This window comes from Acinetobacter sp. UBA991 (genome assembly GCF_002292065.1).
GTDB lineage: Bacteria > Pseudomonadota > Gammaproteobacteria > Pseudomonadales > Moraxellaceae > Acinetobacter > Acinetobacter higginsii.
Genome location: NZ_DBBF01000008.1, coordinates 25950 through 39903 on the forward strand (window position 1 = coordinate 25950; position 13954 = coordinate 39903).

Annotated in this window: 12 protein-coding genes; 8 read left to right on the plus strand and 4 right to left on the minus strand. The window is 42.3% G+C overall.

What is annotated here, in order from left to right:
* Positions 1–26: 26 nt before the first annotated feature.
* The 4 genes from kynU to B2727_RS01780 are packed head-to-tail and all read left to right on the plus strand — an operon-like array spanning position 27 to position 4672.
* Entirely contained in the window at positions 27–1277 is a 1251-nt protein-coding gene (gene kynU / locus B2727_RS01765; protein ID WP_033132687.1) for a kynureninase, read from the plus strand.
* Positions 1278–1317: 40 nt separating this feature from the next.
* A complete protein-coding gene (locus B2727_RS01770) occupies positions 1318–2724 on the plus strand; it encodes an amino acid permease (RefSeq protein WP_033132688.1) in 1407 nt (468 codons plus the stop codon).
* A gap of 7 nt (positions 2725–2731) precedes the next feature.
* Positions 2732–3487 carry an alpha/beta hydrolase gene (locus tag B2727_RS01775; protein WP_033132689.1) on the plus strand — a complete coding sequence of 252 codons (756 nt, stop codon included), beginning with the start codon at positions 2732–2734 and terminating at the stop codon, positions 3485–3487.
* A gap of 24 nt (positions 3488–3511) precedes the next feature.
* The gene (locus B2727_RS01780) at positions 3512–4672 is read left to right on the plus strand and encodes a porin (protein WP_033132690.1); all 1161 of its coding nucleotides are present in this window, start codon (positions 3512–3514) and stop codon (positions 4670–4672) included.
* Positions 4673–5015: 343 nt separating this feature from the next.
* On the opposite strand, the gene blaOXA is transcribed toward B2727_RS01780, so the two are convergent.
* Positions 5016–5852 carry an OXA-286 family carbapenem-hydrolyzing class D beta-lactamase gene (blaOXA, locus tag B2727_RS01785; RefSeq protein ID WP_033132691.1) on the minus strand — a complete coding sequence of 279 codons (837 nt, stop codon included), beginning with the start codon at positions 5850–5852 and terminating at the stop codon, positions 5016–5018.
* Positions 5853–6542: 690 nt separating this feature from the next.
* Here blaOXA and omp33-36 point away from each other — a divergent pair.
* Positions 6543–7484, plus strand: a complete 942-nt coding sequence (omp33-36, locus tag B2727_RS01790; protein WP_264673600.1) for a porin Omp33-36 — start codon at positions 6543–6545, stop codon at positions 7482–7484.
* A gap of 120 nt (positions 7485–7604) precedes the next feature.
* On the opposite strand, the gene B2727_RS01795 is transcribed toward omp33-36, so the two are convergent.
* Entirely contained in the window at positions 7605–8255 is a 651-nt protein-coding gene (locus B2727_RS01795) for a response regulator (protein ID WP_004657203.1), read from the minus strand.
* Between the two features lie 349 nt (positions 8256–8604).
* Between B2727_RS01795 and msuE the strand changes: the two genes are divergently transcribed.
* Both msuE and sfnG read left to right on the plus strand, forming a co-directional pair.
* Positions 8605–9345 carry an FMN reductase gene (msuE, locus tag B2727_RS01800; RefSeq protein ID WP_033132692.1) on the plus strand — a complete coding sequence of 247 codons (741 nt, stop codon included), beginning with the start codon at positions 8605–8607 and terminating at the stop codon, positions 9343–9345.
* Positions 9346–9372: 27 nt separating this feature from the next.
* A complete protein-coding gene (gene sfnG, locus B2727_RS01805) occupies positions 9373–10479 on the plus strand; it encodes a dimethylsulfone monooxygenase SfnG (protein ID WP_033132693.1) in 1107 nt (368 codons plus the stop codon).
* 75 nt (positions 10480–10554) lie between these two features.
* On the opposite strand, the gene B2727_RS01810 is transcribed toward sfnG, so the two are convergent.
* The gene (locus tag B2727_RS01810) at positions 10555–10968 is read right to left on the minus strand and encodes an Lrp/AsnC family transcriptional regulator (protein WP_005317409.1); all 414 of its coding nucleotides are present in this window, start codon (positions 10966–10968) and stop codon (positions 10555–10557) included.
* 104 nt (positions 10969–11072) lie between these two features.
* On the opposite strand from B2727_RS01810, the gene B2727_RS01815 reads away from it, so the two are divergent.
* The gene (locus B2727_RS01815; RefSeq protein WP_374755503.1) at positions 11073–11600 is read left to right on the plus strand and encodes a cysteine hydrolase family protein; all 528 of its coding nucleotides are present in this window, start codon (positions 11073–11075) and stop codon (positions 11598–11600) included.
* Between the two features lie 285 nt (positions 11601–11885).
* On the opposite strand, the gene acs is transcribed toward B2727_RS01815, so the two are convergent.
* Entirely contained in the window at positions 11886–13829 is a 1944-nt protein-coding gene (gene acs, locus B2727_RS01820; RefSeq protein WP_033132694.1) for an acetate--CoA ligase, read from the minus strand.
* Positions 13830–13954: the final 125 nt, after the last annotated feature.

Consider the following 13954-nt stretch of genomic DNA (forward strand, 5'->3'; position numbering starts at 1 on the left):
CAATAAATATAGGGATGTAATTCAATATGGTGACACAAGAACAATGCCTTTATTGGGATAAACAAGACGAGCTCGGCACATTTAAAAATGAATTTGCCTTGCCTAACAATGTCATTTATCTAGATGGTAACTCTTTAGGTGCAAGACCGAAGCAATCTTTAAATTATGCGCAACATATTATTCAACAAGAATGGGGTGAAGATCTCATTAACAGTTGGAATAAAGCAGATTGGTGGGGCTTACCGACCCGTTTAGGCGATAAAGTCGGACAACTGATCGGGGCCAATGCTGGCGAAACCGTGATTTCTGATTCGACCACCTTAAATTTATTTAAAGTGTTATCCGCTGCAGTCAAAATTCAGGCCGAGAAGTATCCACATCGTAAAATCATTGTCGCGGAAAAAGACGCTTTCCCCACCGATATCTATATTATCGAAGGCTTCATTGACTTGATCAATCAAGGCTATCAGGTCGAATTGATTGAGGGCCCCGCAGGTTTAAGCGAAATTTTAACGACTGATGTCGCTGTTGTGGTGCTGTCTCATGTCAATTATCGCACTGGTTATTTCTATGATATGACCGCGATTAATCAGCAAATCCATGCCAGTAATGCCTTAATCATCTGGGATTTATGCCACTCTGTTGGCGCTGTACCGATGGATCTCAATCAAACGGACAGTGATTTTGCCATTGGCTGTACCTATAAATATCTCAACGGTGGTCCTGGCTCGCCTGCGCTGCTCTGGGTCAATCCCAAACATCGGGATCAGTTCTGGCAACCACTTTCTGGCTGGTGGGGACATCAAAAGCCCTTCGCCATGGCTCAGCATTATCAGCCAGCCAACAATATCCGCCGTTATCTGTGTGGTACTCAGCCGATTATTTCCATGAGTCTGATCGAATGTGGGGTAGATATTTTCCTGCAAGCCAACATACAGAAAATTCGTGAGAAATCGCTTAAATTAACCGACCTATTTATTGCGTTGGTTGATCAGGAATGTGCCGAGTATGGTTTTGAGCTGATCACCCCGAAAGCGCATCAATATCGCGGCAGCCATGTCAGCTATCAACACCCGCATGGCTATGAAATTATTCAGGCACTGATCGCCCGTGGTGTGATCGGAGACTATCGTGAACCTGAAGTCTTACGCTTTGGTATTACCCCACTCTATCTGGGATTTGAAGATATTTGGCATGCGGTGCAACATCTCAAAGCCATCATGCAGCATCAAGAATGGAACAATGAAAGCTACCTGGTACGGGGTGAAGTGACCTAAGTCGTCACTTTCGGATTGAGCTGATGGCTAGGAGAGGCCAATGAATAATTTTGATAAGATTCAAGCACGTGAAGCAGGACTACATAAAAAATTATCCGCCAAGCAGATGGCAATGATTGCAATTGGTGGTGCGATTGGAACGGGGCTGTTTATGGGGAGCAAATTTGCGATTAGCTTTGCTGGCCCTGCTGTCATTTTGAGTTATGCCATTGGCGGGCTAATTGCCTTTGCACTGATGGCATGTCTCGCCGAAATGACAGTGCAACACCCAACTTCAGGCTCATTTGGGGCCTATGCTGAACATTATATCAGTCCCTTGGCGGGTTTCTTGGTGCGCTACAGTTATTGGGCCTGTATCGTACTGGCGGTTGGTACTGAGATCACCGCCGTCGCAGACTATATGAAAATGTGGTTTCCCGATCTGCCCGCATGGATCTGGATCGTGTTTTTTTCAGGTACATTGCTTGCAGTGAATGCTTATAGCGTCAAGGCATTTGGACTGGTGGAATACTGGTTCTCCACCATTAAAATTTTTGCCATTATCGTGTTTATTCTGTTGGCAATCGGTATTCTGACTCAAAACACGCAGCAAAGTCACCATGTTGTGAGTAATCTGACTGGACACGGCGGCTTCTTTCCCAATGGATTCAGTGGCGTCTGGATTGGGGTGATTATTTCAATTTTTAGCTATTTAAGTATTGAAATGATTGCCGTCGCTGCAGGTGAAGCATCGAACCCAGAAAAAGCGGTTAAATACGCCTTTAAAAGTACCGCACTGCGTCTAATTTTATTCTATTTACTGTCCCTGTCTTTAATCGTGGCACTGGTTCCATGGACAGAACTGATTGGCAAAGATGCCAGCAGCCCCTTTGTGACTGTGATGAAAATTGTCGGGATTCCATATGCAGATAGCATTCTCAATTTCATCGTGATTGTTGCCGCCCTCTCTGCCATGAATAGCATGCTGTATATTTCAACCCGAATGCTATTTAGCTTGTCACGGGCAGGCGATGCACCTCAAATCTTCGGTAAAATCCGTCCCAATGGCGTGCCCATCAATGCGCTGTTTTTATCCGCCATGGGGATTGCTGTTGCCAGCGTGGTGTATACCATCAATCCTGAATCGGCTTTCCCCATCATGATTGCCTTATCCATGTTCGGCGCATTGTTTACTTGGGCCAGCATCTTTGTGACCCATATCTGTTTTAGACGGCATATTGCGAAAAATGGCATTGGATTAAAATACAAAATTCCAGCAAGTCAGTTCATTTCACTGTTTGGTTTATTCAGTATTCTGAGCATTACCCTCACCACCTGGTTTACTGCCGAATTTAAATCTACGCTACAGTTTGGCATTCCTTTTATTGTGCTGTTAATCGTTTTTTATATGCTAAAACGCAGCTCGGCAAAGCTCGATTTAAGCACAAACACCGAAGCTTCCGAGTAAACACGCCATGAAGCTTTATGATAATTCTCGAACGGTTGCAAATGAGCAGGCTATTCTGATGGAGTTTCAACAACGTAGTCGGTTGAGCTATCAGCAACACTCCTGTATTCAGGATATTGCCTATGCCAAAACGGCTCGATCCTGCTTAGATCTCTTTCCTTTAGCTCAGGCACGCAAAACCATCGTGTTTGTGCATGGTGGCTATTGGCAATGGTGCAATAAATCCGATTTTGCCTTTATCGCCACGGATGTTGTTGCCAACAATATGCAGTGTGTCTTGCTTGAATATGACTTGGCCCCGCAACGCAGCATGGGCGAAATCGTCAAGCAAATCCAACAAGCGCTTGATTTTATCCAACAACAAGCATGGAACACTCAAGACATCATGCTGGTTGGGCATTCTGCAGGAGCTCATTTATCTGCATTAATGCTCACCCATCCTGCTGTGAGTGAAGCCGTTTTATTGAGTGGTATTTATGATCTCACGCCCATTCAACAGACCCATTTAAATACAGCATTGAATCTCTCGGAACAGGAAATTCGACAATATAGTCCCCTCCTGATCGAAGCCGCTGTTCAAAAGCCCTATGCCATCTTCTGTGGTGCTGAAGAGCTCGATGAGTTGATCGGGCAAAGTCAGTCGTATTTTCATCGAAGGAAAGCCATCGACCCAGACTTTGTCTCCTTCCAGTTACTGGATAACACACATCATTACAACATCTTAGATGAATATTTTCATCGGAGATTAACCACTCACACTTAAATCTATACATGGACGTATTTAAAAATGGTTAAGTTCAAACTTCAATACCATCGGGTTTTTATTGCCCTGAGTTTTGCACTCTGCTCTTCGGCATTTGCACAGATTGAATTGATCAATCAGGATCAGATTTTCACTGCGCAGGACAACTTTAAACTGACCAGTGCTGGTAGTCTCAGATTGCAAGCCCTGAATTTCGATCAGTATCAGCCATCCAATGCAGCACAGAAATATCGTCGCAATGGCTATAGCTCAACCAGCAGGATTTATCTAAATACCGACTATAAAATCAATGATGATCTGCATTTGATTACGGGTTATCAGAATTTTATTAATCCAGCCAAAATTTTAGATTGGGATGGGCATTATCAAAACAATGATGAGCGTCTGACCACAGAACAAGCCTATGCGGGAATCTCGAGCCATCGCTATGGCACTTTAAAATATGGAAAAATTTATAGTCTGTATTACGATGTGGTCGGGAGTAAAACCGATCTTTGGGACTACAGTACCTTGGCGCAACCACAAACATGGAGCCCTTTTGCTTATTTCGATGGGACTCAAGCGGCCAGTAAGACTTTAAGATATGAGAAAAAAACGAAAAATATTGATTTTTATGCGGCTTATTTATTTGAAGATCACACTAGTCTGAATCCGCTCCGTTATCAACGCAAAGCGGGGCAAGAAGCCGCTGTCGATATTCACTTAAATAAAAACTTAAACTGGGCGATTTCATGGAAACACAACAAAGCTCAGCTGCAATCTGATCATGCAACATCTAAGCTCTCTCAAGACATGCTTGCGACTGCCCTATTCTATTTTGATGGGACATGGATGCTCAGTACTGGTGCTGGCTGGTACAAAAATCTATTGCCTAATTTTGATGCATTCAATCAGGCCTCCACCCAATCAGTTGAAAACCTGTTAGACACGGAGGCTTATGGACTTGAATATTATGCAGGCTATCATGTCGATCTTGACCATCATGGTATGCAATACATTCAACCTTATCTGATGGGGAATTATTTAAAATATCGGAGCGGCTACGATTTCTCTCGACGCGATCATGGCATTGGCGTGGCAATCCGTTTCAATCATGGTATTGGCTTTGACTATGAGCGCCTATATACCCAAGATAGCAACCATACGCCTGACATGCATTTATTTCGCTTACGCTACGAGTGGTAATCACGAAATTTAATGCACTCATATGGGCAAAACGTTTTGAGTCTCATTACACATCACCAGTGATCTAAACGTTTTGCCACTAAACTTCTAGTTTAAATCATATCAATCATATTTCACTTGGGTTATGCACTTGCTTTTCCACGCTTGAATGCATTTAAAAATCGAAAAAAACTATCCCAAGTATATAAATTATCAATTTTACAAATTACTTTCCAAAGCACATAATTTAAGCATATAGAGATTGCAGAATTTAACCCCCTAACCCTCTAGGATGTTTTCTCCCCAAGCTAAACATCCTTTCTCAGCCCAGCTTTCCCCAAAAGCTGGGTCTTTTTTTGCGTATTTAATGGGCTAACAATCCCAACTCCTGCAAGGCTTGATACACAATCGCCTTACGTGCATCTGCATGCTCAGGCTGGCTCATTTGCATATTGAGTGAAAATGCAGTGATCTTGCCATTTGGCTGTTCAATCCAGCCTGTCCACCATCCCACTTGCGGGCTGACATCCATTCCCCAACCACTTTTGGCATAGATTTTGGTACCCTGAATCTGATCCACCAATAACATCGCTTTGACTTGTTGCTGCGTTGGCTGGTCAAAGGGCAGTTTCTGTTTTGCCAGCGCATAGGCAAAGCGAACTTCTTCTACGGGAGTGATTTTTAAGGGGCCAACTAACCAGAAATTATCGACTTGTGTCCCGATATTTTTATTACCATAACCCACACGCTTTACTTCACGGCTCATCAGTTCCAAGCCAATACGTCTTGCCAATTCTTGATAGACAGGTACCGCCGATGCCTGCATCGCCTCAGCTAAGGTTAAATCTTTTTCCCAACTGCTAAATGCCCGCTTTTTGCCGTCCCATTTAAACACTTCATCTGGTGTGGTCTTATGATGCTGTATTCCGATCAAGGCGTTTAACATTTTAAAGGTTGAGGCAGGAATATAGCGCTGTTCTGCACGATGTACGTCATTGCCATAGCTTTGAATTTTCTTACCATCATAAATCACCAAAACACCACTGGTTTGGGCACTCTGGAATAAACTTGAGATCTGCTGCTGCTCATTTTTTTGTGTCGAGAGCTGTTGCTTTTGTTGGCTAAAACTTTGACAAGCAGTCATGGGAATTGCAAAAAAGATGGCTGTAAAAAAGGCCAGACATTTTAATTTTTTCGACATCATGATAAAGCTGGAAAAGTAGAATAATCTGCCACTATAAGTGTTTTATCTCCGTTGTTCTGTAGTGTTATTTTCATCAATACTTTGTAAAAAAACAGACAAAAAAAAGCTCAGCCTTGGGGAAAGCCGAGCTAGTAAAACGATGATGTAAAAACATCAAAAAACTCAAAAGAAAATGTTATGAGATACTTAAATGCAAATTAGATATCCCTTGCTTTGTATTATGTGAATTGGCTCTCACAAAGTAAAGTTGATTAAATAGATCGGGTTTATCGTTACAATCGATTTTGTTGATTGTTCATTAAAAATCAGATTTATTCGATGCTTTTGGTTTATATTAACACGCAGTCAATAATATGAAATTATGCAAAGCAGGTCGCATAAAAACAGTAGAACAATATTTCAATACACACTTTTATCGTCAAAATTATGACAATAACAAGAATGACTTAAATGAAAAAACCGATCACAATGATTGAATAAACCAATTGAAATATTTACGGATGACATTATTATGACATCACTTATCTTGTTAAAAAATAAACTTATCTATTTGTTAGATATGTATTTTATAAAAGGTTGACAGCGTTTTTCTTAATTGTTCATTTATTATACACCGCATGATCGGTATTTGTTCATTTATCGGAAGCTCAAATTTATTACATTGACTTCATACTTTGTTACAATACAATGGCTCCAACTTTACTCTTTCTTGTTTTAAAGCTGGAAATTATTATGAAAAAACTCGGTTTAGCCACTGCTTTAGTTTTAGCCATGACCGGTGCTCACGCATACCAAGTAGAAGTTCAAGGTCAGTCTGAATTCATCGAAGCAAAAGACTTAAATGATCAAGATTATACTGGTGCGGTAAAAGGTACTTACTACTTCAAAAATGTAGATGCTTCTAAAGGTCCTTTAGCTGAAGCTGCATTCTTAAACCAAGCTTCTAATGTTTCTGCTGCTTACAGCTATGCAAAATTAAGCGGTGATGAGTCATTAACTGTTAAGAACAACACTTTCGGTGCAAAAGGTGAAGTTTACCTTCCTACTCCTTATGTACCTGCTTATGCAAGTGCTGCATACAGCCACTCTCAAACTAAGTTTGAAGGCGAAAAAGACAATGGCGACCGCTACTCTGTAGAACTTGGTGCTATGGTTTTACCTAACTTCTTGGTAGCTGTAGGTTATACTCGCGTTGCTGACCAAATTGCTTTAGATGCAAACAAAGCTGTTGAAAATGGCGTATTCAGCGCTGTTGCTGATGCAGCAACAATTGGTGACAAACAAGACGTTGTAACTGCACGTACTAAATACGTAGGTAACATCGACGGTACAAACATGGCATTAGGTTTTGAAACTGGCCTTGTATACGGCGAAAACCAAGCTTACGGTTTGAAAACTGATCTTTATGTAACTCCTCAGTTAAGCGTTGGTGCTTCTTATGCTGAAGCAAACTTTAGCAAAAACCCAACTAACGACAACTTCTCGCCAATCAAGTCTGCTTGGGGCGCGAACGTAAACTACTTCATCACTCCAGCGATTGCTGTTGGTGCTAGCTATGTAAATGCAAATGCATTACATGCAAACGTAGATACGCAAACTGTTGGCTTAAACGCGAAGTTCCGTTTCTAATATTGGATTTGAGTTCTACATAGAACATCTCATTCATAACAAAAAACCAGTTCTGATGAACTGGTTTTTTGTTTTCTGATCTTCAATAAAATGAGAACTTCAATTTCTCATCTTTAAATCTTACATCTTCTTATCTTCAATATTTAAGGCACTGATTGCCAAGACTGCCTGAGTCCGATTTTGTACACCCAGTTTACGGAAAATCGCAGTCACATGCGCCTTAATCGTTGCTTCAGATACTTCTAATTCATAAGCAATTTGTTTATTCAATAAACCTTCTGCCACCATCATCAACACACGGAACTGCTGTGGCGTGAGTGATTGTAAACGTTCAGCTAAAGCCGTTTCATCTGCCGCACGTGGATCAAAGCCCGCATGGGTCGGTAAGTTTGGCGGTAACCAGATCTCACCTTCTAAAACATGCTTAATCGCTTCCCCAATATGACTTGGATGGGAGGATTTCGGAATATAGCCCATTGCACCATGCGCAATCGCACGCTGAATAATCGACACTTCTTCATGTGCGGAAACCACAATAATCGGAATCGCTGGATACTGTGCTCGCACGTATACCAATGCAGAGAAACCAGAAGCACCTGGTAGATTTAAATCCAGAAGGACCAAATCAGGTTCTGCACCGTGTTCTAAACGTGCATAGAATTCATCTACATCTGCAGTCTCTTGGATCTGCGCCTGAGGCAAACTATAACGAACCGCTTGAATCAAAGCATGTCTAAATAAAGGATGGTCGTCTACAATTAAAATATTCATAAGCGCTTAAGCTATCTGCAAGTACGTCACTGTACGATGTTTATTTAAATTCAATCCGCTTAAGCCTATTTTCAATTCAAGGCTAGGTCAAGCACAAGGTACGATTTATTTCCTTTTCCCGCAAAATAAATCAAATATTGATATAACTTGATTAAAATCATCTTTGCATAAAACAGATTCAAAAATATTGAATAGAAACAGAAAATTAACGACCTAAAATTTGATATTTATTGTGATTTATCGACATATCTTTAAAAAAGATAAGCTTGCAGCATTTCCTTATTTTACAGTTTGGCATGCGGTGTAGATAAATAAATAGCAATTCGAAATGATTTTTTAGGCCGTTATTATGTCCAATCACAATACCCTCTCAACTCCCCTTAATATTGTTGCCGTATCTGGTGGTTTAAATAGCCCATCAAAAACAGAAAGCTTAGTTCAGGCAATTCTGGATGAGCTGTCTGAAGCAATTAATATTAAAGTGCACTTCGTGAAGCTCAGTGAAATTGGACCTTTATTGGGTGGTGCAATTTATCGTAATCAACTGCCTCAACGCGTACAAGATGATTTGGCTGCAGTTGAAGCCGCAGATGCATTGATTGTGGGCACCCCTGTTTATCGTGCTTCGTTTACAGGTTTATTTAAGCATTTCTTCGACTTTGTTGAGCAAACAGCTTTGGTTGATGTACCGGTCTTACTCGCCGCTTCAGGTGGCAGCGACCGTCATGCACTGGTTTTAGAACATCAATTACGCCCTTTATTCAGTTTCTTCCAAGCACAAACCTTACCGATCGGGGTCTATGCCACTGATCGTGATTTCACTCCTGAATATACGGTAAAAAGCGAACAATTGTCTGATCGCGTCACCCTCGCTGTGGCACGTGCCTTACCAATTTTAGAATGGGCACCAGCCAAAGGCCAACGTGCAGCGGCCATCAAAGCCAAAACTGAGCAAGCCAATCAGAATCTCGGCATCAACAAACAAATCGAACAAGCCGAAGTCTTACCATCTGCGGCAGTACCGAATCTTGATGCAGCTGAATCTCGCTTACACCCAAAGTCAACCAAGAATTTAACCAACGTCGCATAAACCATATCTGTTATGGAGGATACAACGATGACAACAACAGCATCCGCAATTAAATTTGCCTACTGGGTTCCCAATGTGAGTGGCGGTCTCGTTGTAAGCAACATTGAACAACGCACTGACTGGAGCTATGACTATAATGTGCGCCTCGCACAAGCAGCGGAACGAAGCGGCTTTGAATATGCCCTCACCCAAATCCGTTTTACCGCTGGCTATGGCGCAGAAAACCAACATGAATCCGTGAGTTTCAGCCATGCTCTCTTGGCAAAAACTGAAAAGCTCCGAGTAATTGCAGCAATCCTACCTGGCCCTTGGAAGCCTGTACTTGCGGCTAAACAGCTAGCAACCATTGACTACCTTACCCAAGGGCGTATTGCGATTAATGTCGTCAGCGGCTGGTTCCGTGGCGAATTTGATGCGATTGGTGAACATTGGCCTGAGCATGATGAACGTTATGTTCGCTCAGAAGAATTTATTCGTACCCTCAAAGGTATCTGGACAACTGACAATTACAGCTTTGATGGCAAATATTACCAATTCCATAATTACACGCTTAAACCAAAACCTTTGCAAAAACCTTATATCGAAGTATTTCAAGGCGGCAGTTCTCGTGCAGCACGTGATATGGCCGCGCGTGTATCTGACTGGTATTTTACCAACGGCAATAGCGTTGAAGAAATCAAGAAGCAGGTTGATGATGTCCGCAGCAAAGCAAAGTTAGCCAATCGACAAGTCAAGATCGGGGTCAATGCCTTTATCATCGCCCGTGATACTGAGGAAGAAGCCAAAGCAGTACTGAATGAAATCATTGCTCAAGCCAACGTCGAAGCGGTGAATGCCTTCGGTGATGCGACTCGTGAAGCAGGTGCAGCAGCCCCTGAGCGTGAGGGCAACTGGGCAAAATCGACCTTTGATGATTTGGTGCAATATAACGATGGCTTTAAAACCAATCTGATCGGTACACCACAGCAAATTGCGGAACGCATTGTGGCCCTAAAAAATGTGGGCGTTGATCTGGTTCTTTCTGGATTTCTTCATTTCATTGAGGAGGTTGAATATTTTGGAGAAAAAGTTCTCCCCCTCGTCCGTCAACTTGAACAACAACAGGAGCATCATCTCGCAGCAAAATCAGCGTAGTTTTAGTATTAAATAAGAAGAAAAACAAAAGACATGGCAAATACTCCCCAAGGCTCGGCTTGGGGCTTTTTTATTTTAGCGAGTCTCAATTTCTCGCATGACAGTTTCAACCGAATAACGGCACCACTGCGACAGTTGCTCAATAAATTCATTCAATTGTGATGGATTAAAGTGGCTAACAATCATATAACAGGCATTGCCGAGAATTTTAAAACACTCATCCACTTGCTCATATTGTTTGACCAAGTGCTCAACCTCAATAAAAGCTTGCTGATCATTCATAAACAGTTGGATGAATTGTTGATGTTCGTATTTTATCGCGACGGTGTAATTTTTGATAATACCTGCATCCATTAACTGTGCAATACGAGCACCCACCGCCTGCCCAGTACGATGCACTCGCTGCCCAATTTCTTTATGGCTTAAACGTGAGTCTTGTTTTAGCAGTTCAATAATTTTTAAGTCGATGGGATCAAGTTCAATATTCATTTTTCATTACGAAAGAAAACCAGCAACAATGCTTTCATTTGAATATAGCCGATTTCTCAGTTTCACCCTACTCTTGTTTTATCTTAATGTTGGACCTAAAAACAATGAAACAAGCCTTACTGATTATTGATGTTCAAAACGACTATTTTAAAAATGGTAAAATGGAATTGGTCAATCCAGACCTCGCTCTGGCGAAAACCAACCAATTAGAAGATCATTTTATTCAAAACAATTTACCGATTATTTATATTCAGCATATTAATCCTGCCTCAGCCAGTTTTTTTCAGGAAAATACCGTGGGTGTTGAATTACATCCTCAACTTAAAGTCACAGATCAATCACTGATTGTCGAAAAGCATTTCCCAAATAGCTTTCTAGAAACCAACCTTCAAGCCATCCTTGAACAGCATCAAGTTGAACAGTTAGTGATTACAGGCATGATGACCCATGTCTGTATTGACTCTGGGACACGTGCAGCCAAAGAGCTTGGCTACCAACCCATCGTCATCGCAGACGCCACTGCAACCCGTGATCTGGAACATGCGGGTAAAATCGTCAAAGCAGCAGACGTGCAAACGGCGTTCTTATCTGCACTGGGTTTCTTCGCCACTGTGCCACCGCAGATTTTTTAGCGCACCATTAAATAATAGAGCTCTTTCAAAAGCCGAAAAAGGATCAATCATTGGTAAATAATTAGTATTGAAAGTCCCTTCTCCCTTTGAGATGAGGGCTGTGAGTCTGCAAAAGAATGAGGGGAATTCTTCATATAAATCCTCTCCCTAGCCCTATCCTTTAAAAAGGAGAGGGAACTTTCATTGCGAATTCAACACAGCTTAAAAAATGACTTATGCAAGAACTCTAATGCAGATAAAAAAAAGAGCGTTCAATCGAACGCTCTTTTCACATTTGCATCGGGTTTATCGGTTTGGATAAACTGTCGCAATCAAATGATCAACCACCGCAGGTTCAGCAAGGGTCGAGGTATCTCCTAAACTATCCAATTCATTGGCAGCAATCTTTCTCAAGATACGACGCATGATTTTGCCTGAACGGGTTTTTGGCAAAGCGGGTGCCCAATGCAGTGCATCTGGAGTTGCCACAGGGCCAAGCACTTTACGCACCCAATTCACCAACTCCTTACGCAGCTCCTCAGATTCAGCCACATCGGCCTGTAAAGTGACAAAAGTACAAATCCCTTGTCCTTTAATATCATGCGGCATACCCACTACCGCAGCCTCTGCAACTGCGACATGCGAGACCAAGGCACTTTCAATCTCGGCCGTCCCTAAACGATGCCCTGAGACGTTGAGTACATCATCGACACGACCCGTAATCCAATAGTAACCATCAGCATCTCGACGTGCGCCATCACCTGTGAAATAGTAGTTTTTAAAGGTTGAGAAATAAGCCTCGATAAAACGTTGTGGATCACCCCAAATGGTTCGCATTTGACCCGGCCAAGAATCCTTAATCACCAGATTGCCTTCGGTTGCTCCTTCTAGCTCATTGCCCTCGCCATCCACCAAGGCGGGTTGCACCCCGAAAAATGGACGTGTCGCAGATCCTGGTTTTAAGGCAGTTGCGCCCGGCAAAGGTGAAATTAAAATGCCACCTGTTTCTGTTTGCCACCATGTATCCACGATTGGACAACGGCCTTCACCAACCACTTCATGATACCAATTCCATGCTTCTGGGTTGATCGGCTCACCCACCGAACCTAGTAGGCGCAAACTACTGCGATCACTCTCACGTACATAGGCATCACCTTCACGCATCATGGCGCGAATCGCAGTCGGTGCCGTATATAGAATGGTGACGTTATGCTTATCAATCACATGACCGATACGTGCCCAAGTTGGGTATTGTGGAATCCCCTCAAACATCACCGTGGTAGTGGCATTACTCAGCGGACCGTAAAGCAAATAACTATGTCCTGTAATCCAGCCGACATCGGCAGTACACCAATACACATCATCTTCACGTAGATCGAAGACTTCTCTAAAGGTGGTGTTGACATAGACCAGATAACCACCTGTGGTATGTAATACGCCTTTCGGTTTACCAGTTGAACCTGAGGTATACAGAATGAATAAAGGGTCTTCTGCTTTCATTGGTTCTGGTGGACAGTGTTCGTCTACCTCCATGATGGCAAGGTGATACCAAACATCACGTTCCGCATTAAACTGAATTGGATTACCCGTGCGATGTACCACAATTACATTTTCAACACTACTGGTGCCATCAATATCTAAAGCTGCATCCACATTTTCTTTCAGTGGTAGTAACTTGCCACCGCGCATGCCAGCATCCGCAGTAATCACCAGTTTTGCTTGGCAGTCTTCAATACGACTAGCCAATGAATCTGGTGAAAAACCACCAAACACCACACAATGCACTGCACCAATACGCGCACAAGCGAGCATGGCAATTGCCGCCTCAGGCACCATTGGCATATACAGCACAACCCGATCACCTTTGCGAATACCTTGTTTCTTTAACACATTGGCAAAACGACAGACTTCATCATGCAATTCAGAAAATGAAATGATTTTATGACGCGAAGGGTGATCACCTTCCCAAATAATGGCAGGCTTTAATGGATTATCTTTAAGGTGTCGATCTAAGCAATTGGCTGAGACATTCAACTCACCATCAGCAAACCATTCGATTTTGAAATTATCTTGATTAAAACTGGTATTTTTGACCTGTGTAAATGGTTTGATCCATTCAATCTTGTTGGCTTCCTCTGCCCAAAATGCTTCTGGTTGCTCAATCGAATGCTGGTAACGTTTGAAATAGTCTGCTTCAGAGATTCTTGCCGTTTCTTTGAATTTATCAGGCACTGGGTAGATTTCTTTCATAGCTCACTTCCTTGGTTTTTTATCTCATACCTTAGATGTTCTCATCTATTACACGGGTATGTTTTGTTCTCACTTGCAGTATTGACACCATTTACAAGTGCAAACAATGCGGCTTTGGTCGTAGA